Annotated in this window: 16 protein-coding genes; all 16 read right to left on the bottom strand. The window is 39.4% G+C overall.

What is annotated here, in order from left to right; translation table 11 throughout:
* Positions 1 to 144: 144 nt before the first annotated feature.
* The 16 genes from RN80_RS04300 to RN80_RS04225 all read right to left on the bottom strand — a co-directional run bounded on the left by RN80_RS04300 (position 145) and on the right by RN80_RS04225 (position 23,657).
* Positions 145 to 8,151, bottom strand: a complete 8,007-nt coding sequence (locus tag RN80_RS04300) for an Ig-like domain-containing protein (protein ID WP_060627736.1) — start codon at positions 8,149 to 8,151, stop codon at positions 145 to 147.
* A gap of 1,038 nt (positions 8,152 to 9,189) precedes the next feature.
* Positions 9,190 to 9,879: a 50S ribosomal protein L1 gene (rplA, locus tag RN80_RS04295; RefSeq protein ID WP_001085675.1), complete on the bottom strand. Its 690-nt coding sequence runs from the start codon at positions 9,877 to 9,879 to the stop codon at positions 9,190 to 9,192.
* Between the two features lie 206 nt (positions 9,880 to 10,085).
* Entirely contained in the window at positions 10,086 to 10,511 is a 426-nt protein-coding gene (gene rplK, locus RN80_RS04290) for a 50S ribosomal protein L11 (RefSeq protein ID WP_001085809.1), read from the bottom strand.
* A 122-nt stretch (positions 10,512 to 10,633) separates the two neighbouring features.
* Positions 10,634 to 11,350: an LD-carboxypeptidase LdcB/DacB gene (ldcB, locus tag RN80_RS04285; RefSeq protein ID WP_060627734.1), complete on the bottom strand. Its 717-nt coding sequence runs from the start codon at positions 11,348 to 11,350 to the stop codon at positions 10,634 to 10,636.
* 2 nt (positions 11,351 to 11,352) lie between these two features.
* Positions 11,353 to 11,823 (bottom strand): HIT family protein, encoded by a 471-nt coding sequence (locus tag RN80_RS04280; RefSeq protein ID WP_033686522.1) that lies wholly within the window; start codon positions 11,821 to 11,823, stop codon positions 11,353 to 11,355.
* 1 nt (position 11,824) lies between these two features.
* The gene (locus tag RN80_RS04275) at positions 11,825 to 12,862 is read right to left on the bottom strand and encodes a M42 family metallopeptidase (protein ID WP_060627732.1); all 1,038 of its coding nucleotides are present in this window, start codon (positions 12,860 to 12,862) and stop codon (positions 11,825 to 11,827) included.
* Positions 12,863 to 12,959: 97 nt separating this feature from the next.
* Positions 12,960 to 14,288, bottom strand: a complete 1,329-nt coding sequence (gene brnQ / locus RN80_RS04270) for a branched-chain amino acid transport system II carrier protein (RefSeq protein WP_060627730.1) — start codon at positions 14,286 to 14,288, stop codon at positions 12,960 to 12,962.
* 171 nt (positions 14,289 to 14,459) lie between these two features.
* Positions 14,460 to 14,747 carry a rhodanese-like domain-containing protein gene (locus RN80_RS04265; RefSeq protein ID WP_060627728.1) on the bottom strand — a complete coding sequence of 96 codons (288 nt, stop codon included), beginning with the start codon at positions 14,745 to 14,747 and terminating at the stop codon, positions 14,460 to 14,462.
* 114 nt (positions 14,748 to 14,861) lie between these two features.
* Positions 14,862 to 15,440 (bottom strand): uracil-DNA glycosylase family protein, encoded by a 579-nt coding sequence (locus RN80_RS04260; protein ID WP_060627726.1) that lies wholly within the window; start codon positions 15,438 to 15,440, stop codon positions 14,862 to 14,864.
* Positions 15,441 to 15,493: 53 nt separating this feature from the next.
* Positions 15,494 to 16,894: a dipeptidase PepV gene (pepV, locus tag RN80_RS04255; protein ID WP_060627724.1), complete on the bottom strand. Its 1,401-nt coding sequence runs from the start codon at positions 16,892 to 16,894 to the stop codon at positions 15,494 to 15,496.
* A gap of 13 nt (positions 16,895 to 16,907) precedes the next feature.
* Positions 16,908 to 17,513, bottom strand: coding sequence for a nitroreductase family protein (locus RN80_RS04250; protein WP_000670177.1), 606 nt, complete (start codon positions 17,511 to 17,513; stop codon positions 16,908 to 16,910).
* A 173-nt stretch (positions 17,514 to 17,686) separates the two neighbouring features.
* Positions 17,687 to 18,541 carry a metallophosphoesterase family protein gene (locus RN80_RS04245; protein WP_000680852.1) on the bottom strand — a complete coding sequence of 285 codons (855 nt, stop codon included), beginning with the start codon at positions 18,539 to 18,541 and terminating at the stop codon, positions 17,687 to 17,689.
* On the bottom strand, positions 18,531 to 20,378 hold the full coding sequence (uvrC, locus tag RN80_RS04240; RefSeq protein WP_060627722.1) for an excinuclease ABC subunit UvrC: 1,848 nt from the start codon (positions 20,376 to 20,378) through the stop codon (positions 18,531 to 18,533). Before uvrC ends, RN80_RS04245 begins: the two co-directional genes overlap by 11 nt.
* A 38-nt stretch (positions 20,379 to 20,416) precedes the next feature.
* Entirely contained in the window at positions 20,417 to 21,118 is a 702-nt protein-coding gene (locus tag RN80_RS04235; protein WP_001267186.1) for a M57 family metalloprotease, read from the bottom strand.
* Between the two features lie 78 nt (positions 21,119 to 21,196).
* The gene (locus RN80_RS04230) at positions 21,197 to 22,429 is read right to left on the bottom strand and encodes an aminoacyltransferase (protein ID WP_001174044.1); all 1,233 of its coding nucleotides are present in this window, start codon (positions 22,427 to 22,429) and stop codon (positions 21,197 to 21,199) included.
* Between the two features lie 4 nt (positions 22,430 to 22,433).
* Entirely contained in the window at positions 22,434 to 23,657 is a 1,224-nt protein-coding gene (locus tag RN80_RS04225) for a peptidoglycan bridge formation alanyltransferase MurM (RefSeq protein WP_060627720.1), read from the bottom strand.
* Between the last annotated feature and the right edge of the window lie 59 nt (positions 23,658 to 23,716).

Below are 23,716 nucleotides of genomic sequence, written 5' to 3'. Positions count from 1 at the left end.
AACCTCAACTAAATTCATTTAGAATTTCTGATTTAGCTTTTAAAAATTCTCATTTAAGTTAGCTTAGAGCCAAAAAACCGATGAAATAAATCATCGGTTTTCTATTTGATGTGGATTAGATTAACAAATTACTAATTAGTTAGCTTAATCTTCTTTCTTCTTGCGAGCTACAAGACCAAATCCGCTCAATACTCCGAGAAGTCCAAGTGCTGCAAGGCTTGCATTGTCTTCTGTACCAGTATTTGGCAATTCACGCTTAGCTTCAGCTTCTTTCACTGCTGTTGGTTGTACTGGTTGTGCTGGAGTAGCTGGTACTTGAGGTTTAGCTGGCTGTTCAGGCATTGCTGGAGTAGCTGGCTCAACTGGTCTTGGAGTTGGCATCTCAACTTTCTTGAAGATATGTCTGATACTTCCATTTGAATCTGTCACGGTCTTGACGTATTCGTAACCTGGAATTGTTCCTGGCTCTTTAGAACCTGGTTCAGATGGTTTCACTGGATTACCATTTTCATCTGTCCAAATTGTAATATTTTGATTACCTGGATTTGGTTGAGGAACAGGTGAAGGTGTTGGAGCTGGTGGCGTTACTTTTTCGTAGACATGTTCAACATCTCCGTTTGGAAGTGGTTTAGTTTCCACAAAGCGGTAGCCTGGAATATCTTTCTTAGGTTGTTCGCCTTCTTCTGTTGGAGTATTTGGAATTGGATTTCCATCTTTATCCTTGAAGAATGTTTTCACTTGTTCATAGATATGACGAGTATTTCCATGCTCATCAGTGATTGTTTCTTTATATCTATATCCTGGAATATCTACCTTAGGCTTTTCTCCATCTTTACTTGGGAATCCTGGAATTTCTTTACCATTTTCATCTACATAGTCTGTACCTGGACGAACTGTTGGAGTGTATTTAGCAGCAATTGTTTTTCCTGCTTTATCTTTTCTTACAACAGTTACACCTTCTCCAGTTCCTACGTAATCTTCTTCTGGAGTAAATGTTACTTTACCATCTTTATCGATAGTATAAGTTCCTTCTCCGTCAACAACCATCTTAGTTGAACCATCAGAGAATGTTGGTGGTACATCTAAATCTACGTCTCCTGTGAACTCTGGAGTTTCAGATTGAGGAGTATTCTTAGGTCCTTCTGTAGTTTTGTCTACAGTCGCTGTTACTGGTGTTACTGTTGGAGTGTATTTAGCCGTTACTTCAGTTCCGTTCTTATCTACACGTTGTACAGTTACTCCTGTAGCTGTCCCTAGGAATTCTGGTTCTGGTGTGAATGTTACTTTACCATCTTTATCGATTGTGTATGTTCCTTCTCCTTCAACTGTTACTGAATCAACTGGATCTCCTGTCTTAGGATCAACTAGTTTAGCTGGAACAGCCTTATCAATTTCAACAGTTTCTTCTTTACCATTGATTTTCGCTGAACCACCTTCAAACTCTGGAGTTCCTGTTTGTGGTTGGCCTTTTGGTCCTACTGATGTCTTATCTTCTCCAGTTGGCGTTACTGGCACTACTTTTGGAGTATACTTAGCTGTTACTGGCGTTCCATTCTTATCAACACGTTGAACTTCTACACCTTCTCCTTTTCCAGTAAATTGTGGTTCTGGTTGGAATTTCACTTTACCATCTTCGATTGTGTATGTTCCTTCTCCAGGAATTACTACTGCTTCATCAGTTGGTTCTCCTGTTTCTGGATCAAGAAGTTTAGGTGCTTTTGTTTCATCAATCTCAACAGTTTTTGGTACACCATTAACCGTTACTGTTCCACCTTTGAATTCTGGTAATCCTGTTTGTGGTTTACCTTGAATATCTTTAGATTTAGCTGGTGTTGCTGTTGGTGTTACACCTTTAACTTTAGGTGTGTAGTTTGCTTCTACAGGTGTTCCGTTCGCATCTTTCACTTGAACAGTTACCCCTGTTGCTTGACCTGAAAATTGTGGTTCTGGTTGGAATGTTACTTCTCCAGTCTTAGGATCGATCGTGTATGTTCCTTCACCAGGAGTCACTACTTTGTTTTTATCAGTTGGCTTCCCTGTTTCTGGATCGATTAATTTCGCTGGTTGATCATCAGTAATTGTAATTGCAACATCAGGATTTCCTGGTGTGAATTTTGGTGTTCCATTTTGTTCAGCACCTTGAATATCTTCTGATGTAACGTCTTCTCCTGTTGGTTTAACTGGAGTTACCGTTGGAGTGTATTTAGCTTTTACAGCGGTTCCGTTTGTATCTTCGCGTTGAACTTCTACACCTGTAGCTGTTCCTGTAAATTGTGGTTGTGGTTGGAATTTCACTTTACCATCTTCGATTGTGTATGTTCCTTCACCTTCAACTGTTACAGAATCAACTGGATTACCTGTCTTAGGATCGATTAGTTTTGGAGCTTTTGTTTCATCAATTGGAACAACTTTCTCTTCACCATTAACCGTTACTTTTCCACCTTTGAATTCTGGTAATCCTGTTTGTGCTTTACCTTGAATATCTGTTGTTTTAGCTGGTGTTGCTGTTGGTTTAACCGGTGTGATATTCGGTGTATACGTAGTTTGTACTGGAGTTCCATTCATATCTGCTGCTTGAATAGTTACCGGTGGAACTGGTCCTACATATGTTTTGTCTTCTGGTGTGTATACTGCAACTGGATCTTTACCAGGTTCTTTTACAAGAGTATACTTACCGATTACTTTACTTGGATCTTTTGGATCTTTTACAACTACTTCATCAGTTGGTTTTCCATTTTCACCTACTAATGTAACTGAACCTGGATTAATCGGAACTGGATCTGATTTAATTGGGTTTCCAACTGGATCTTCTAAATCTGCAGTTCCACCTTTGAATGTAATAGGTTGTTTTTGAGTTGCACCTTGTACATCCGTTGATTCAGCTGGCTTAGCCGTTGGTTTAACTCCTACGATTACTGGAGTATAATCAGCTGTTGCCGGTGTATTGTTTTTATCAACACGTTGAACTGTTACTGGTTGTACTGGCCCTACATAACTTTTATCTATTGGTGTGAATTTCACTACTCCTGTAGTCGGATCTAAAGTATACTTACCGATTACATTTCCTTCTGGATCTTTCGCTGGAAGTTCATTTGAAGGAACAGGTTGCTTCGTTTCTGGATCAAGTAGTGTTGCTGGTTTATCGTAATCGATTGGCACTGCTTCATTTCCTGGTTTGAAGTAAGGTTTACCATTTTGCTCTTGACCTTGCACGCCTGTAGTCACATTATCGAATCCTTCTGGTACTACTGGTTTAACAATTGGTGTGTATTTCGCAGTAGCTGGTGTTCCGTTTGTATCAACACGTTTTACAGTTACACCTTTAGCTACACCTGTAAACTGTTCTTCAGGTTGGAAATGAACAGTTCCGTCAGGATCTACTGTATATGTTCCTTCTCCTGATACTACTTTTTTAGTTGTACCATCTTCAAATGTTGCTGGTACTTTATCATCGATTGGGAATTCATTATCTCCCGGAGTAAAGGTTACTCTACTTTGTTGGGGTTTACCTTGTAAATTTGTAGTAGTTTTATCTTGTCCTTCTGGTACTACTGGAGTAACAGTTGGAGTGTAAGTTGTTTCAACTTTTGTTCCATTTTTATCTGCAGCTGTTACTTTCGCTGGATCTGGTGTTCCAGTAAAGTCTTTATTTGGTTGGAATGTAATCACTCCAGTTTCTGGATCTAAAGTATAAGTACCGACTTCTTTTCCATCTTTAAGAGCTGGCATTGTTGTGACTTCTGCACCTGTTGGATCTACAAGTTTCACTGTAGATTTATTGATTGGTGCTGATTCGTCACCTTCTTTAAACATTGTAGTTGCATCTTGAGTTTGTGGTCTACCTTGTTTTCCACTTGTCTCTTTTGGTTCTGCAGTTGGTTCTACTTCTTCCACTTCTGGAGTGTAGTTTCCACTAGATGTAACTTCAACTTTATTTCCTTCTGAGTCTGTTGCTGTTACAGCTACTTTAACCTCTACTCCTTGTGCTTTACCTTTGAAGCTTGGTTCTGGTGTGAAGGTTACTTTACCATCTTTATCGATTGTGTATGTTCCTTCGCCCTTTACTACAACTTTACCTTCTTCATCAGCGCCTTCTAATGAGTACTTCGCTGTTGTCCAGTCTACATTTGTTCCATCTGGAGTATTAGTTCCTGTGTTTAATTCAGAGAAACGATCTTTTCCTGATTTAGATTCTTGAGTTTGTCCTTGTTTTCCTTTAGTTTCATCATTAGATGGTTTAACACCATATACAGTTGGTGTGTAAGTAGTTGAAGATTCTACTACTACTGGTTGACCATCATCTCCTGTTAACGTTACATTAGCTGAAACTGTTAAAGGTTTAGCCGTACCAATAAATCCTGGAGCTGGTGTGAAGTTCACTTTACCTGTGTTTTCATCAATTTCATAAGTACCTTCATCAGTAGTTACAGAATTTACTTTTTTACCTGATTCTGGATCAACTAGTTTGTAGTCAGATACTTCTGCATCATTTGGTAAACCAGTCTTGAATCCTTTTTCCATTGAATCAGCTTGTTTTTGAGCTTCTGCACCAGAAGATTTTTCAGGTTTAGAAACTACGATGTAGTAAGTTGTTTCTGCAACTGCATCTTCTGTAACTTCTCCTGAATCTGTTTTTCCTACTGTTGGAGTTGTTACAACACCATTTGAGTCAACAGATCTTACTGTTACTTTATAACTTCCATACTCACCTAATGTATATGCTGCGATTTCTGGGTTTGCTAAGTTCTTCTCAGCTGCTGTTTTTAATGCTTCACGAGCTGTTTCTACAGCTTTTTCAGCTGCAAGAGCTTCATCACGAGCTGATTTTACTTTTGCTTCTACATCTGGTAATCCAGCTTTTGCTTTATCTAATTCAGCTTTTAATGATGCTTGTTGTTCTTTTGCTGCTTTTAATTTTTTCTCAGCTAAGTCTTGTGCTGTTGGTGAAATTGTACGTAGATGTAAATCATCTAATGCTTTTTGTGCATCCTCTACAATTCTATCTTGACGGTCTACTAATTCTTGAAGTTTAGCTAATTCATTTTCTGTACCTTGAGCATTTGCTACAGCTTCTGCTGCCGCTTTTGTTTTTTCTGCAGCAGTACGTTGTGCTTGAATAAATGCTTTTTCTTCAGCTTCAGCTAAGTTAAATTCTTTTTTAGCTCCACTTGGTGAAGTTACCGTTAATTTAGTTTTAATTGTTTCAGATTGAGCATCATCGGACTCATCGTCAATTTTATCTTCAAATGCTACATTTGCTTTTGGTGATTTCAATAAGTCTACAGAATTTCCTTGTGTATCTGCATAACTTGTTGATGTTCCCGCTGGCTTATCATTTTGAATAGAAGCCACGTCTGTTCCTGTTGCTTCTCGGAAAGCTACATATCCTTTAAATCCTGAATCTGTAGAAATCTTCCATCCAGCATTTGATTTTTCAGCAGTAACTGTAGATCCATCAGACGCAGTCCATGTGTTTGTTGCTGAATCATAAGTTACAGTTACAGTGACTCCTTTTGTATCAGTTGTTTGAGCTTTTGGTAATGCAGTAACTGTACGAGTTACATCTCCTACTGCTGTTACTTCCCCATTTTTACGAATTTCTGCAACTTTTTCTGTTAAAGTAGCTGCTGAAGATGTTGCATTCCATGTACGAGTGAATTCGTATACAATATAGTCAACACTACCATCTGCTTTTGCATCTGTATAAACACGACGTTCTGTTAATGTTGTAGTTCCATCTCCATTGTCTTTTAAGACATATGCGTCTTCATTTGGAAGCGTATATTTACCAGTTGCACTATTAAATGTAGCTGTATATTCTTTATTATTTGCATCTTTCACTTTCACAACTTCACGTTGTAAGTCTGCACGAACTTTATCAGTTGTTGCTTTCGCTACAATACTATCTACTCCAACATATTGTGTAGAGTCTGAAGTAACAGGAATATTAATTTTAGACGCTGCTGTTGCTGAAGCATCTCCTAATTGATCTCCTTCTTTTACAGCTGTATTAGTAGTTCCTGCAGCTACAGTCCATTTACCGTCTTTTACAACTAATTTTGTAACTGTTCCATCTGGCATTGTGATTTCTGCTTTATTAGCACCGTTAGAAACAGATACTGGAACTTTTGTTGCATACGCTTCAACATTAGATACAGTAATTTTTGGAGCTACTGCAATCGTAATATTTTCATGAGCTTCTTGACCATACATATTCCAATCCTGATTTTTCGCATTGGTTGTATTATTATAGTCTTTGGCGTAAACATTTGCTGTATAAATTCCAGCTTCTGACGCTGTTCCTGTAATATCTCCAGTTTTTGGATCATAATTTAATCCTGGTACAACATCATTTATCGAAGTTTTACTTCCCGTAAAATTACCATTTAAGGCTGTGTGGGCTGTGACAGTTTGTGGTCCGTTCTCGGTATTTACTTTAGATCCATCAACTGCAGTAAAGGTTGCTCCATTCGTGCCTCCAGGAGCCGTTTTTGAACCGGCAACAACTTTTTCTCCATTACTTCTGTATACATAACCAGCTCTTTCATCACGACTCATTCCATCGTTGTCAACATATTTAATATTATGGTTCACTTTATCTCCAATTGTGACCATTGTAGATTTACCTTTAATTAATGGAGCTGTTGAGTCTTGCCATCCAATCCATCCAGCTGTTAAGTCACGGAAAGTAACTTGTTGAGATTGACCATCTTTTTCAACTGTAACGATATAACGCATATCATAAACACCGTTTTGAAGAGTAGATGCTACGTATCCTTCTACTGTGTCTGTTTTTTCATTATATCCAGTACCAGGAACTAAGTTACTTAGTTTGATATCTTTAATTTTATATCCCGCAGCTTCTGCTTCTGGTGATAAAGTGAAACGTTTTTTAGCATCAGTGATATACACGTAGTGATTGCCTTGTTCATATGTGTATCCATAAATTTCTGTCGCTAAATATTCATAAGATCCACCCGCACCCCATATTGTATTCCCATTAGTTTTTCCTGTAGCACGAAGTTTCCCTTTCCATAGAGCAGCTTCACGACCAAGTTTCTGAGCTTCTGTTTTTGATAAAGGAATATCAGTACGACCACTTATCCCTGCTTGTCCACTATTAGCCGCAGGCACTTCTGTATTCTCTGATTGATAACCATGAACATAAATTTTGTAATTGTTGTTACCATCTAATACTTTGTAAGATTTACCAGTAGCTCCATCGAATTCGCCATTTTCTTTTCGTAATTCTGTGGAAGCTGCTGTATATCCTTCGTTAGCTGAAAGAGCTACTGCAAACTTACCATCACGACCGATTCCTGCATTTTTCAATTCATTGTAAACTGCAAGGATGGATTCGTTGAGGCGTTCCAATTGAGCATCTACTTGCTCTTTTGTGACACTCTTATCAACCAAAAGAGCCTTAGTTTCAGCAAGTACTGCTTGGTTCTTAGCTACTGCTGCTGTAACTGCTGCCTTGTTTTCTTCTTTGACATCAGCCTTAGCAAGTTCAGTCTCAGCTAATTTGTTTGTTACTTCAGCTTCTGATGATACTTGTGTAAGAGTTGTTGTTGCTACTGAAAGAGCTTTCTCAGCTGGAGTAGCTTTCTTTTCAGCTTCAGCTTTCGTAGCTTCTTTTTCAGCTGCTTGTTTGTTATCGAAACCAGCAGTATTTGACTCAGTAACAACTGTGCTCAATGCTGATACAGTTTCTGCTTGTGCATCTACATCTGCTTGGTTAGTTTCAGCCTTTGCAAGAGCTGCTTTAGCTGTTGCCAATACTTCCTTAGCTGAACTTATTACTGTAGCATCTGCAAATTTAGCAGTTGAAAGTTTAGACTCCAAAGTAGCAATACTTGCTTCCAGTATTGCCTTGTTGACTTTTTTAGCCTCTTCTGCTTTCACTTCAGGTTTTGCTTCTGCAGTTTTTTCAGTTTCTGGTTTTACTTCTGCAGTATTCTGATTATCTTTTTTAGCTGAAGTTGCTGCTACTGCAGTTTCCGCACCTTGTACTTCCGTCGCAGATACTGCGCCGTTACCAAGGAACATCAATCCAGCTGCAATAGCTACTGATGCTGCACCGAAACTATACTTACGAATACCGTAACGAATGTACTTTTCCGTTCGAAAATCTTTCTGCTTGTCCTTCATTTTTGACAAATATCCTCCATAAAATAGTCTGATTATTAGCGATATTAATAGCCAAGATGATACATAAAAAGACCCCTTTATATTTTCTAAAATACTTAGAGGACCATCTTTTAGATAGTACCAGCAAACACCATCAATATTCAAAGCTATTTTATCATTTTTAAATTTTTTTAGCAATAAATATGATAACAAATAAATAATTGTTTAAATTATTACTTATATAGTAACTTTATCTTTATAAAACAAATATTTTTATTGATATTTTATCTTATTTCATACAAATAAAGTCCTTATCCTGATATTGTATAAAATGAAATCTTATTTCTATATTTTATGAGTTATTATGTCATTTCATTTAGTGACAAGATTTGAATTTACATTATATAAATATTTATAGCTATATTATATCTATTATGGATAAAATATAAACTTTATCTTACTTTATACATAATATGGGATTTTAGAATTTAATATATAGACAAAAATAAAAATTCCTCTCTCAAAAATTAAAAGAAGAATTTTTATCATCCACAATTCACATGCATAATTATAATACCATATTTTCAAATATTTTGCAAGCACTTTTTATTTTGAATCGTCAAATCTCTTATAAATCTTTCGCTTTTTATTTTATTTTTTTAAATCTCATTAAATAATATTTCTATTTGATGAGTTTTTAAACAAACATCCGAATTTAATGTACGTTTTTTTACTTTTATCTTTTAATTGAATATTTTATGTTTTCATTATTTTTATAACCTAAATATTATATTTACAGCCTTTTTATAATCCTGTGTTAACATTTTTAATAATCTATACACTTATCTATACATCTACCATTAATAGCTCTAGAAAAAATCGTTCGGATTTTATCCCTTAACCTCAACAATTTCAATAATAGAATACAACACTTTCTCTAAATTTTTCTCATAAGTCATAAAAGAAAAAACGAATGAAGCCACATCGATTCTTTAGAATCAATAACTAAAGACAAAAAAACGAGTACTTTCGCACTCGTTCTCTGATATAAACTACTGATTAAAGTGAGTTTACGTCAACTTTGATACCAACACCTTGAGTAGTTGTGATAGTCAAGTTTGTTACGTAAGTTCCTTTAGCTGTAGCTGGTTTTGCTTTTTGGATTGTTTCGTTGAAAGCTTTGAAGTTTTCAACCAATTTTTCAGCTTCAAATGATACTTTTCCAATGATAGCTTGAACGTTACCTGCACGGTCTGCACGGTAAGTGATTTTACCACCTTTAGACTCTTCAACTGCTTTAGCAACATCCATAGTTACAGTACCAGTTTTAGGGTTTGGCATCAAGTTACGTGGTCCAAGAACACGTCCAAGACGCCCAACAAGAGCCATCATGTCAGGTGTAGCGATAACTACGTCGAAGTCCAACCAACCGTCGTTGATTTTAGCAACAAGATCATCTTCACCAACAAAGTCTGCACCAGCAGCTTTTGCTTCTTCAGCTTTTGCACCACGTGCGAAAACAAGAACGCGTGAAGTTTTACCAGTACCGTTTGGCAATACCATTGCTCCACGGATTTGTTGGTCAGCTTTTTTAACGTCGATGTTCAAGTTGTAAGCAACTTCTACAGTTGCGTCAAATTTTGCAAAGTTAGTTTCTTTTGCAAGTGCTACAGCTTCTTCTACGCTGTATGCTTTTGTGCTGTCGATTTTCTCAAGAGCAGCACGAAGTTGTTTGCTTTTTTTAGCCATTTTCTATTCTCCTTGTAAGTGGTTCAATCGATTTTCATCTCCCACGTCACTCCTCGAAATGATGAAGTCTTGCGGGTTTTCAGTCTATTAGATTCTTTTCCTACTTCGTTAAGCTCCCTTGCTGTACCCAAGTACAAGCCTCAGTCACTTGCCTAGTATGAAAAGCAACTAATAGACTGCTGTGAGATTTTCTACTGTGTTATTGATTAGTCAACAACAGTGAATCCCATAGAACGAGCAGTACCTTCGATCATACGCATTGCAGACTCTACGTTTGCTGCGTTCAAATCTGGCATCTTAGTTTCTGCAATTTCTTGTACTTGTGCACGAGTAACTGTAGCAACTTTAGTTTTGTTCGGTGTACCTGATCCTTTTTCAACACCTGCAGCTTTTTTCAAAAGAACAGCAGCTGGTGGTGTTTTCGTAACGAAAGTAAATGATTTATCTTCGTAAACTGAGATAACAACTGGAATAATCATACCAGCTTGGTCAGCTGTACGAGCGTTGAACTCTTTTGTGAATCCCATGATGTTGATACCAGCTTGACCAAGAGCAGGTCCAACCGGTGGAGCTGGTGTAGCTTTACCAGCAGGGATTTGCAATTTTACAAGTTTTTCGACTTTTTTAGCCATTTTTAAATCCTCCTTTGTGGTTTTGGCGGTAATTAAAGATTTTTACCTCCCACAAGTATGCTTTACACATACTCATCTATTATACACTATTTATCTAGAATTGCAAGAGAAAAGTTTATTTTTTAATCGACGTAATCTCCGCCTTCAAAGCCGTAGTATTCTTCCAAACTGAGACCACTCTCAGCAATTTCTTTTGCTTCTTTTCCGACATAACGAAGGTGCCATTCCTCAGCCATATATCCCGTTTCTTTTTCTTTACCTTTGAGATAACGGACAACAAAGCCATAATCAGCTGCATGGTCCAAGAGCCATTGGGCTGCTTTTTCTTCTGTTACTAAATCACCATCAGTCCCAATAACATCAAAGGCCAAACCTGTCTGGTGTTCGCTATAGCCAGGACGGGCAGAGTAACGGTCGGCAGCCGCCTTCCCATCTTGGTTGACATAATCTTGATAGAGCTTGGTCTGAGTTTCATAACTTCTAAAACCACTGTAATGATCGCTAATCGGGAAACCTGCCTCTTGCATTGCTTTGATAAGTTTGACCAACTCTGCCTTGGCTGTTGGATTTTCCCCTGGATTGTAGTCTTTTGACAATGGGTAGTGTTTATTGGCTACGATGATTTCATCGTATTTCCCTTGGATGCTGTAGTAGTCTCCTTTGTTAACCACTTCTGCTTTTTTCTGGGCAGCTCCTTGAGCCTTACTTCCTACTGTTCCATCAGCTTTAGCTGTTTGCTCTGTCTTAACTGAGCCATCTTCATTTTTTGCTTTTTCTTGTGAACAAGCTGCTAGACTCAAGGCTAGCAAAGCTGTCAAGATAAGGTATCTTTTTTTCATTTCTACTCCTTTATTTCTAATAGTTTATCTACTTCTAACGATAAACGTTTGACTAATCTTTTAATCTCATCCGGTTTTGCTTGGCAGGTTTCTGCTGTCATTTCTTCAAAAGGAACCCACCAGACTGGACCACGTCCCTTGAGACCGTGTCCATTCATATCACCTCTTCGTCTAGGAAACAGATGCCAATGAAGATGGGCATCGCCATTTCCTAGCAGTTCGATATTCATTTTCTCAGCAGCAAAGGCCTTAGCAACCGCCTCTTGGACCACACTCATTTCTTCTAGAAAATGGAGTCTTGTCTCCTTTTTCAAATGGTGCAATTCGGTGACATGTTCCTTGGCTAGAAAGAGACTATAGCCTGCAAAATACTGGTGGTCTCCAATCACAAGATAGCCTGTTTCCAACTCTTTGACAAAATAGGGATTTTCTCTCTTCTTGATGAGCTCAATTCTCTGGCAAATCAAACACATATTAGTCTACCAATGCGCTCTTAAGATAAGCATCAACCATACGTTCTGTTGCGACCACCGAGTCAACATGAGTACGCTCATAAGAATGACTAGACTCGATACCAGCACCGAGAAGGGCGTGTTTGACTTCTGCCCCTGCAGACATAGCTGCTGAAGCGTCCGAACCATAAAATGGATAGATATCCAGCTTAAATGGAATATCTTGTTCTTTAGCCAAAGCAACCAAGTGTTGACGGAAGTCATAGTGATAAGGCCCAGAAGCATCCTTGACACAGATAGACACTGTATATTCGTCTGTTTGCTGGTCATCTCCCATAGCTCCCATATCCACAGCCAGATATTCGACTACCTGAGCAGGAATATTAGAATTAGCACCATGGCCCACTTCTTCAAAGACTGAAAAAGCAAAATGGGTTGTTACTGGCAATTCAATCTTCTCTTTCCTATATATACGAAGTAGGTTAAGCAAAATTGCTGCACTGACCTTATCGTCCAAATGACGAGACTTGATGAAACCTGTCTCTGTCACGACGGTTCGTGGATCAAAGCTGATAAAATCACCGACCTCAATACCAAGAGCACGAGTTTCTTTTTCATTGGTTACTTTGGCATCCAAACGCACTTCCATATTGTCCTGCGTGCGTTCTGCAGTTCCTGCATCCTTATAAACATGGCAAGAAGTTTGGTGGATGAGGATGGTTCCTGATACTTTTTGACCTGTGCTAGCTACGTGAACAGTACAGTTTTCTCCTTCAATCATGTTCCAAGGAAAACCACCGATACGATCCAGTTTGAGACGGCCGTCTGGTTTGACAGCACGGACAATAGCACCAAGCGTATCTACATGGGCAGTCACATAGCGATGTTCTTCATCATTTTGACCTTTGATGGTCACATTGACACCGCCCTTAGCTGTGCGAACCGGCTGGTAACCAAAACCTTCTAGAGTCTTGACCAAATAGTCCGAAATCTCCCGAGTGAAGCCCGTTGGCGACGCAATGGCTGTCAGTTCTTTGATATATTCTACTGTTTGATTCATTTCTTCACCTCTTTTGCTACCTATTATAACACATTTATCATCGGATAAAAAAAGAAAATCACTCCTGTAGACTTGGCTACAAAAGTGATTTTAATGATTATTCCATTTCAAAAACATCGCTTTCTTGCTTGTTTGGCAGAACCAATGAGAGCAAGATTCCGACAATAGCTGGTACTAACCATGGGAGTGATGCCTTGGCAAAAGGAAGAGCGTTGACAAGGTTTGCAAGAAACTCAACCTTAAACGAGCTTCCTAGTACGCTTGCAATAGCAATAGCTGTAACCACAGCAATTGTCAACTGCATACCTGGTTTTGAAAGAGCCACAAATTTGTTGACAATGACAATCATAACGATAGCAATCGTGATTGGGTACAAGATAACCAGTACTGGAATTGAGTACTTGATAATCGCATCAAGACCCAAATTGGCAATAGCAAATCCAATCAAAGTAAAGGCTGTCGCATAAACCTTATAGCTGATTTGTGGGAAGCGTTCATTAAAAAAGAATTCAGCTGTTGACACAATCAAACCAACAGTTGTTGTGAAGCAGGTTACGGTAACCATAGCTGCCAGGAAGAGTTGAGCTGTTGAGCCAAAAATTTCTTGAGTGGCTTGTGACAAGATGTAAACACCTGGTGTTCCACCCTTCATAGCCTCAGCTGGTACCGGGAAATGATTTCCAAGGAAACCTAAACCGATATAAAGAGCGCTGAAGGCAAGGGCAACAACGATACCAACCACCCAAATAGTTGAAATGTATTCTTTCTTACTTGAGAAACCAAGTTGTTTCAAGGTTTGAACTGCAATCACACTAAAGGCAACTGAGGCAAGGGCGTCCAAAGTATTATAACCTTCTAAGAATCCTGTCCCAAAAGCAGAAGCTTGATAAGCAGCTGAAGCAGCTTGAGGACTTGTTCCACCGTATTTGAAAGCTCCCAGAACAACCAAGATAACAATCAAAATCGCAAAGACTGGCGTTAAAATACGGCCGATACGGTCCAAGATTTTTGATGGATTAAGCGAGATTAAATAAGCCGCTGCAAAATACAGAACCGTAAAGACAATCAAACCAAGACCTTTATTTGCATCCGACAAAAGAGGGCTAATCCCTACTTCGTAAGCTGTTGTAGCTGTACGTGGGATAGCAAAAAATGGACCGATTGACAAGTAAAGAACTGAGAGGTATAGAGTCGCAAACCAAGGCGCTATCTTTGTTGAAATCTCATAGATATATCCTTTAGGATTTAGCGTTCCAATAATAAGAGTCAATACGGCGATACCGACGCCTGAAAAGACAAAACCTGCGATGGCAGGAAGAAAATGTTCTCCAGATAGAGCACCTAGAGAAGGCGGAAAAATCAAGTTTCCCGCACCAAAAAATATTCCAAACAGGAGCAAACCTGTTAGGGCACCTTTTTTAGCCATGAAAATCTCCTTCATATTTATAAAATACTGACCTAGTATATCATGAATAGGAGTATGAAAAAAGCTTCACGAAGTAAATATTGAATGTTTTCAAGATTCTTAAAAATGAGAATTATCTAAAAATAAAATTCTCCTACCCAGTCCACACCAAGTAGGAGAAAATTCTACTGTTTAAAGTTCTTCAAAGGCCATCATGCCACCTTGTACATTGATAACCTCATAACCTTGTTCTAATAAGAATTGGCAAGCACGCGCTGATCTCATTCCAGATTTACAAATAACATAATGTAACTGGTCCTTGTCCAACTGATCATAGATATCGGCTAATTGACTCAGAGGAAGATTCTGAGCACCTTCTAAATGAAGAGCTTCAAACTCATCCACTTCTCTCACGTCCACTAAAGAAAGTTGCTCATTTTGGTAAAGCTGGTAAAATGCGTCAAAGGTTATTTCTTTCATTCTTTTTCTCCTAATACTCTTCGAAAATCAAATTCAAACCACGTCAGCGTCGCCTTACCGTACTCAAGTACAGCCTGCGGCTAGCTTCCTAGTTTGCTCTTTGATTTTCATTGACTATAAAATAGTTTTAATTCTTTTTTTCAAATCTGGCACCACTTCTGACTCAAACCAAGTATTTTTAGCCATCCAGATTTGATTTCGCGGCGAGGGGTGAACTAGTGGAAAATAGGTTGGCAAGTAGTTCTGGTAATGTTTTACCCGTTCTGTCACCTTGCCACTGATTTTCTCCTTTAAATAGTAGGCCTGGGCATATTGACCAATCAAAAGGGTCAATTGAATATCTGGTAATTCTTGCAAGAGCTGCGGATGCCATTTTTCAGCAAAGCCAGTTCTCGGTGGTAAATCACCTGACTTGCCATGCCCTGGAAAGTAGAAATCCATAGGCAGAACAGCAAAATATCCTGAATTGTAAAAGGTATCTTCATCCACACCTAGCCAGTCGCGCAAGCGGTCACCACTCTTATCTTTCCAGTAAAGGCCTGCTTCTTGGGTTTTAAGACCAGGCGCTTGACCGATGATATTGATGCGAGCAGTCTTTGGCGCTGCAAAAAGAGGCTCAATTCCGCGTTCTGTATAGCTGACATTCTGCGGATCTGCCATAATAGCCTGCTTGATTCCTTCGATTTGAGACATCTACTTTCCCTCCAAAAAGAAGTCTAAGCATACAATCTCAGACTTCTATCGTTTTATTTGATCAATTCGTAAATAGCTTCGGCATAGATTGCTGCTGCTCGGAAGAGATCGTCCAAGGCGATAAATTCATTGGCTTGGTGCATGGTGTCAATTGAGTCTGGGAACATGGCACCATAGGCAACACCTCGTTCTAGCAAGCGACCAAAGGTTCCACCACCGATAACTTGCTCGTGACCTTTAAGACCAGTTTGTTTTTCATAAACATTCAACAAGGTTTGCACAAGTGGATCTTCCATTGGCACATAGTGAGGGGTATGACCGTGCTCAGAAAGGCTAACAGAAGCGACTGGCAAGTTTTCAAGGATTGACTTGATTTGCTCTGGACTTGTTCCTTTTGGATAACGGATGTTGAGGGCAATAGTATTATCAGCGCTTGTTTCATCAAAGCGGAAGACACCGGCATTCATAGAAAGGGCACCCATCTTTTCATCCACATGAGCAATTTTGAGATTTTCACCCTCATGGTCGTTCAAGAGAATTTTACCAGCGATGTCAAGGTAGTCTTTGGCTGGACCAGCAAAGTCAAACTGACTAAGGAAGAGGGCCAGGTAAGTCGCACCATTGACACCTGAAGCAGGCATAGCACCATGGGCTGATTTACCAATGATCGTCACCTTGTATTGACCAGCTTCTTCTTGAATTTCTCCTCTGAGTTTGTGTTCTGCAACAAAAGTATCTAGTTTACTTTGCAAGTCAGCTAAGTCACCTGAAACAACTGCTGTTGCTGATTCAGGAACCATGTTTTCACGCAAACCACCTGTGAAGCTGTGAAGACGGGCAACACCTGCATTTTCACCTGCAAAGTGGAGGTATTCCGTGATATTTCCTTTTTCACCATTGATGATAGGGAACTCAGCATCTGGAGAGAAACCGAAGTCTGGTTTTGCAAGTCCTACATGCTCGAAGTAGTAGTCCATGTCTGCCCAGCCTGATTCTTCGTCTGTTCCGACGATGAAGCGGACTTTCTTAGAAGTTGGAAGTCCCAATTCTTTGATGATTTTCAAACCATAGTAACAAGCTGTTGTAGGACCCTTGTCGTCTGAAGCCCCACGCGCATAAAGGCGACCGTCTTTGATAGTCGGTGTGTAAGGGTCTGTGTCCCAACCGCTACCAGCTGGCACCACGTCCATGTGGGCAAAGATTCCGAGAACTTCTTCGCCATCACCAAACTCAAAATGTCCTGCGTAGTTATCAACATTTTTAGTTGGGTAGCCATCGCGGTCTGCGATTTCAAGGAATTTTTCCAAGGCTTTTACCGGCCCAGGTCCAAATGGATGCTCAGCATCAACCTTGCTATCATCACGTTCTGAGTTGATTTCCAAAAGGCTAAACAAGTCAGCCAAGAGGGCTTCTTTGCGTTTTTCTACTTCTGCTGTAAAATCAATTGCTGTCATTTTTTTCTTCTTCCTATCTTTTCTCGATGATTTCATCTACTGGCAAGCGGTAGCTTGGTTCCAATTTTTCGTCTGTGTAACCCACTGTAATCAAAAGTTCTGGGCGGAAACGGTCTTCAATTTCCAAAACCTCATTGACTTTTGATTTGTCAAATCCAAGGATCAAATTTGATCCGATTCCTTGGTCTGTAAGAGCCAAAACCAAGTTCATAGCAACCAAACCTGCATTGAGAGCTAGGTAGTCGCTGACTTGTTGTTCATTGTAGCGGGCAAATTCAGCAGGCAAATTCTTCATAAAATATTGAAGTTGCTCTTCTGAGAAATTGTTAGCACCACCAACTCGGGCAATCTTACGAGCACGTTTAGCCAAATCTGTGTCTGTAAACAAGGCAATAGTTACAGGCGCTGATGATACCTGTTCATAGTTTGAACCGTAAGCCAATTTTGCTAGTTCGGCATTTTTCTCACGTACCACCACAAATTTCCAAGGCTGGCTGTTGTGGGCACTTGGTGCCAAGGTTGCAATTTCGATAGCCGTACGCACATCCTTAGGATCAACTGGCTTATCAGTGAAATGCTTAGTCGCATGACGTTTTTTATTTAATTCAAGAAATTTCATAATCGATTTCCTTTTCTAATTCTACTGCTTCCATTCTACCATAATTTGAAAGAGCTTGCAGAGATTTTTCGTAGAAACAAACTGGAACAAGGATAAGCAACCGAATGAAGAAAACCATTTAAATCAGGAATCCCCTCATCCAGTTCCAATTAATTTTCAGCTGCTTAAAGAAACTAGTCCATCTTATATTCTGACTTTATAGCCTCCAAGAAATTCTTCACATCCTCTACATACCCATGCTTTTCTATTAAATTGGCTAAGAGTTTCAGATTGTGCCCCTGATAGTTGTCTTCTCGTCGTAGCTCTTCATACATTTCGATAAAAGGAAGCCCCTTGAATTTGGCCAACTCCAACTCCGCTTCATAGTCATAAGCGACTTTACGAAATAGGATATTTACCAATTCCCCATCTTCAACTTCTATCACGGCATACTGGGCACGGTGATTTTTTAACGCCTCCCAATTAAAATAGGGCATGCCAATCGACCCTGGATTGATGATTTGTTGCCCTTGACTGCCGTAACGAAGCAACTGCTTGTGGACATGACCATAGACTGCCACGTCCGTTTCCTCATCTAGCAGTTGGTCAAATTTTTCTGTATCATTCCCAACCAACAAGTCACCCCCATAATTTTTGTCAGGTAAATTATGAGAGATAGAAAAGCGCAACCCAGCAACCTCTTTCTTTTCCAGCAAAGGCAAGCTTCGTAACCAGACAATCGTTGCAGGATCCATTCGCTCCATCAAAAACTGGGTCATTCGCATTGACTGGATTTCTTGTGGATGTTCCAAACCATATTCACCATCCAAGGCCTCAAGGACACAATCATCCCAATTGCCTCGAACACTGGCTGTGATAGGAAGGTCCTTTAGCAGGGCTACCAAGTCACTTGCACCTGGACCGGGAAGAAAAATATCTCCCAGAAGCCAGTATTCACTGACTCCTTGATTTTTAGCATCTGCAATCACTGCTTCTAAAGCCGTCGCATTTCCATGAATATCTGATAAAATTGCGATTTTATGTTTCATTGTGGTTTCCTTCCGTTTGGTAATCTACTCTTTCTTCCGCCACTTGAGCTAATTCCACTGCTTCCTGCGGGTTCAACTTCCTCTGCACAGCCTCTGCAACAGCTCTAGGTACTCCAACATCGACAATCTCATCCACACTGGCTTCCTTGATTTTTGTTAGAGACTTGAAATGCTTCATGAGATTCTGCTTGCGTTTAGGTCCCAGCCCTTCAATTCCATCCAGTTGTGATGAAAAAGAATTTTTCGAGCGCAGTTGGCGATGGAAAGTTATAGCAAAGCGGTGGACCTCATCTTGTATACGTTGGAGGAGGAAAAATTCCTGAGAATTGCGAGATAACTCCACCACCTTCAGCGGATCTCCAAAGAGCAATTCATGGGTTTGGTGCTTATCATTCTTTTGCAGACCTGCAATGGGAATATCCAAGCCCAGCTCCTCTTGAATGACTTGCTTGGCAATATTGACTTGACCTTGTCCCCCATCAATCACAATCAAATCTGGAGGAGTCAAACCGTCACGCTGTACTCGACCATAGCGCCTGCGAATGACCTCTCGCATACTAGCATAGTCGTCTGGCCCGACGACAGTCTTGATTTTATACTTACGGTAATCCTTCTTACTAGGTTTTCCGTTGACAAAGACCACCATGGCTGAAACAGGACTAGTTCCCATGATGTTGGAGTTATCGAAGGACTCGATGCGAACTGGGGTGGGAATTTGGAGCAAACGACCTAGATTTTCAATAGCTCCTTGGGTCTTTTCGACAGATTTTTCTAACAAATTGAACTTCTGCTCTAGACTGACTCGAGCATTCTTTATAGCCAAATTGACTAGTTGCTTTTTCTCTCCACGCTGGGGTTTGAGAATCTTGGTATCCACCAAGACCTTGACAGCTTCTTCGTCAATATCCTGCGGAATCAGCACCTCATTGGGAACTAGATGAGATTTTTCTTGATAGAATTGTCCTACATAGGTTAGAAAATCCTCATCCGGATCATTGTAGTAGGGGAATAGATTGACGTCACGTTCAATGAGTTTTCCCTGACGGACAAAGAAAACCTGCACACACATCCAACCCTTGTCCACATAGTAGCCAAAGACATCACGATTCTGGAGATCCTTAGCCATGACCCGTTGCTTGGTTCGAAGCGTTCCAATAGCCTGAATCAGGTCACGGTATTCTGCCGCACGTTCAAACTCCATAGACTGGGCTGCCGTTGCCATTTTGCCCTTGAGGTCATCAATGATTTTGTCATCCTGCCCTTTTAGGAAATCAGAAACCTCCTGAGCCATAGACTTGAAGTAGGACTCATCCTTCTTACAGATAGTGTGGGCCATGCATTGGCCGATATGGTAGTAAAAACAGACCTTATACGGTGGATTGGTACACTTTCTAAAAGGGAAAATTCGATCCAGCAGCCGCTTGATTTCATTGGCTGCCCCCACATCTGGATAAGGTCCAAAGTAGAGACCGCCGTCCTTCTTGACCTGACGGGTGATAATTAAACGAGGATAGCGCTCATTAGTGATTTTGATGAAAGGATAAGACTTATCATCCTTGAGCATGATATTGTATTTAGGCTTATTTTCCTTGATCAGATTAATTTCTAGGAGAAGTGCCTCAATATTAGACTCCGTAACAATAAATTCAAAATCTACAATTTCAGACACCAGAGCTTCCGTCTTGGTATCATGACTTCCACGAAAATAGGACCGCACGCGGTTACGCAGATTTTTAGCCTTTCCTACATAGATAATGGTACCGTTTTTATCCTTGTGAATGTAACAACCAGGGCTGGTCGGCAAGAGCTCTAGTTTTGATTTAATCAAGTTGTTCATAATTCCATTATAGCAAAAAAGTAGGGAAAGATTGTTCCCTACTCACTAGTCTCATATATTTTTCGAAGGTTTGCAACATCCTCTTCCTGGATACCATAAAAGGAACCCGCAGGTTGCATGACAGACTTCTCATCTGTATGGTCCAAGCCAATCGCATGACCCAACTCATGTTCTGCCGTATGGACAACGCGCTCATAGGAATAGCCATAGTCAGGATTGGACAGATAATAATGATTCAGACGCACCGTTACAGACAAGAATTGTCCTGTTAAGAGATTGGTCTGACTTTCCGCCTCTCCTGCCACAGGAGTACCTCCGTCATTCATCTCCGTAGCCAAGATATCTGCCTTGCTGGACTCGGTGACAATTTCAAAGTTAAAAGCACCCGTTTGATTCCAATTCTGAATCGCTTCTAAATAAGCTTCTTGAAAGCGTGAATCCATCTGGGGATCCAAGTAAATACGAGCAGAGGCCTGTGGCCACCTTCCTTCAGAATGCTGGTGGCTATCTGTCTGGTTCAACTTAGGCAGTTGCCCTGTTTTTTCCCATCGGTCGATACTTTGTTGACCAATCTTGACTGACCGTTCTGCCTGCTTTAGCGCTCCTTGAAAATCCCCGTTCAGATAGCAGAGAAGTCCGAAAGCAAACGCACATAAGAGCACAACTATCCAAACCAGGCGCCAAAACAAACGCCACACAAAAGAAAAGAAAGCCCCTATCAAACAAAAAATCCAGCGCATGTCTCTCCACCTTTCTAGCAAATAAAGACTATTTTACTAAATCAAGCTGAAAGAAAGCTAAATACTGGCTTTTTCATCTTAACGTCCTAATATTTTTTTGAATAACTGAATAGCTTTGTATTTTAAAGGTGATGGATGATAACGGAAAGTACCCGCTTTGCGTACAATATAGCCATTAAAATTTTGTTTAAAACGCAAAACACCATCACTACCATCAAAAATCCCTTGAATCCCTAGGAAGTTGTATTTAGGGATCCCACGTTTTATGCTTTCCAACATAACATATTTCTGAAGCAAAGCTGGTGCATAAAATTTATTAAACTCAGTATAGGAACCACTAAAAAGATAGGTCGTTTCTTGAGGCATATAAATAAATAAACTACCTGCTAAGACAAGATCTTTCTCTCCATATTTTTCAATCAACTCTCGTGCTTCTGCTTTTCGAACTTCAAAGCTTTCATACTGCCTAGCCAATTCTTTGTGTTCTTTTTTCTTTTGTGCAGAATCTGGATATTGTTCTAATAAGAGTAGTGAGGTAGCTATTTTTTCAGATAATTCTTTTTGCTTATGTATTAAATTTTGTATATATTCTCCTAAATTTAGATTAGCAATTACAAACTCCGCTTGTTCTCCAAATGAATCATAAAAGTGCTCATAATATTCTAAACTTTTATCACTATATTCTCTACGTTCAGAGGTTTCTTTTGTTATATTCTTAAAAATTGAAAGTTCTTCACGATTTAATTTTTTCAACTGAATACCAAATGTATCAGCCTTTTTCACCAAAGCTTTCCCCTTTTTACTAAAACTGTTAAGCAAGGTCTTTTCAGTTAGCTCATTCAAATCTTTACAATATAACCAATCCGGTTCTCCACCTGGGTAACCTGTTTTTAAACCATCAAATTGATAACCTAAATCAGTCAAACCTTGAATAATACTTTTTTTCTCAGCATCTATTGGATTACCTTCACCATCAAAAGTTTGATAAGTTTCATAAGGTTTTACAAGCAACTCTAATACACCATTTTGCTTGGCATATTCTTTTAACTCCGCATAAAAAACTGGGAGAGCATCTTGTTGGGTATAAATCGGCCCCGAATTGATCTCCATATGTAGGCCACCCAGCATGGGCAAGCTATAAACCAGAGCTGCAACTTGAATTTCTCCTTCTTGTTTCAATGCAAGATAAACAATTCGAGCCCCTCTTTTTTCTAACAAGTCCCCCATCTGGACAGATTGCATAAAAGAACGAGAAGAGACCTGATCAGAATAAGCCTGAAATTCTTCTTTTGTGAGTGTAATTAATGCCATGTACTTACCTTCTATGATGTTTTGTTCTTAATGCCTTGCGAAAATCAAGAGCGATTCTTAACAGAGAATAAAGAGGATGGGTGGGCATTGTAAACTCACCCAAGTATTCTTCAATCGTTGGATTAAATTTTTCCTTAAAATGGTAAAGTCCACCATTGAGAGAGTTTTCAACACCACCTAAATTTTGCCACACCATACCTCGCTCAAAAGCATAGCGAGCTGTTTCATACCAAGCTAAAATTGGTGCATTATAACGTTTAAAAGCATCATCCATACCAGCATATAGATTAACAGAGGTATTACCAAATTCCAAACTCAAAGTAGCTGCTAAAGGAATGTTTGATTTTTCTTCATTCAGATATCTCTGCAAGAAATCTCTTTCTTCTACCAAACGCTCTTTTTCCTTCTTCTGGGCTTCTACTTTTGAAGTTCGAGTCGACTCAGTAAACGCTTCTTCCAACGCTAAGTTTTTCGCTAACTGTTTTTCTAATTCTCGTAAACGCTTAGCGATATCCAGAGTAGCCAGCGTAATGTAGGCCTTGTCCTTAAAATTATCTAACAATTTTTTATAATAGGCTTCATTCCTCAAATGGATATCTTTTCGCTTCTCAGTTTTTTTCATCAAAAACGAGAAAGATTCTAACAATTCATCTCTACCAATCTGAATCTCTACACCCTTATTTCGAGCGGATCGAATAGCTTGTTTTGTTGACTTGCAAAGTTTATCTTCTGTAAAATTTTCCTTGTATACTTTTGCCTGAATACGAGGCTGAATGGTATCTCCCATTCCATCGGTCTTTCCTGACCACCTTACTCCCATTCTTTGCAAATTTTCAATAATAGCCATATTTTCAGGATATTCTATTTTTTCATGCTTGATTGAACTTTGCGATAGGCAAATACTTGGGTCAAAAATCACAAAAATCGCTCTCTTGCTTCGAGCATAGGACTTAATGGATTGAAGAACAAAGTTCAAGAGTTCAGCATCCTTATAATCTAATACAGGACCTCTTGGGATATAAAACATTCTATAGCCTAGAGGAAGAGTTTTAATCAAAATACTAGCTGTAGCCAGTAATTTATCTCCTCGGTAGGCGCCAAACTTTTCATGTTGCCAATCAGACTTAACCTCTTCCCAAGCACTACTTTGTAATACATTGACTAATTCATGTTCTTTAACAAACTGATCATATTCTAATGTGGGAATGCCAATTTGATAACGATACATCTCTTACTCTCTTTCCAACAATAATAGAATTTAACTACTATTCTACTATTTTTGTTTAG

It is taken from the genome of Streptococcus mitis (assembly GCF_001281025.1).
In the GTDB taxonomy this organism is placed as follows: Bacteria; Bacillota; Bacilli; order Lactobacillales; family Streptococcaceae; genus Streptococcus; species Streptococcus mitis_AK.
Note: the sequence above shows the minus strand (reverse complement) of the source record. Positions and strands in the feature narration are given on the sequence as shown.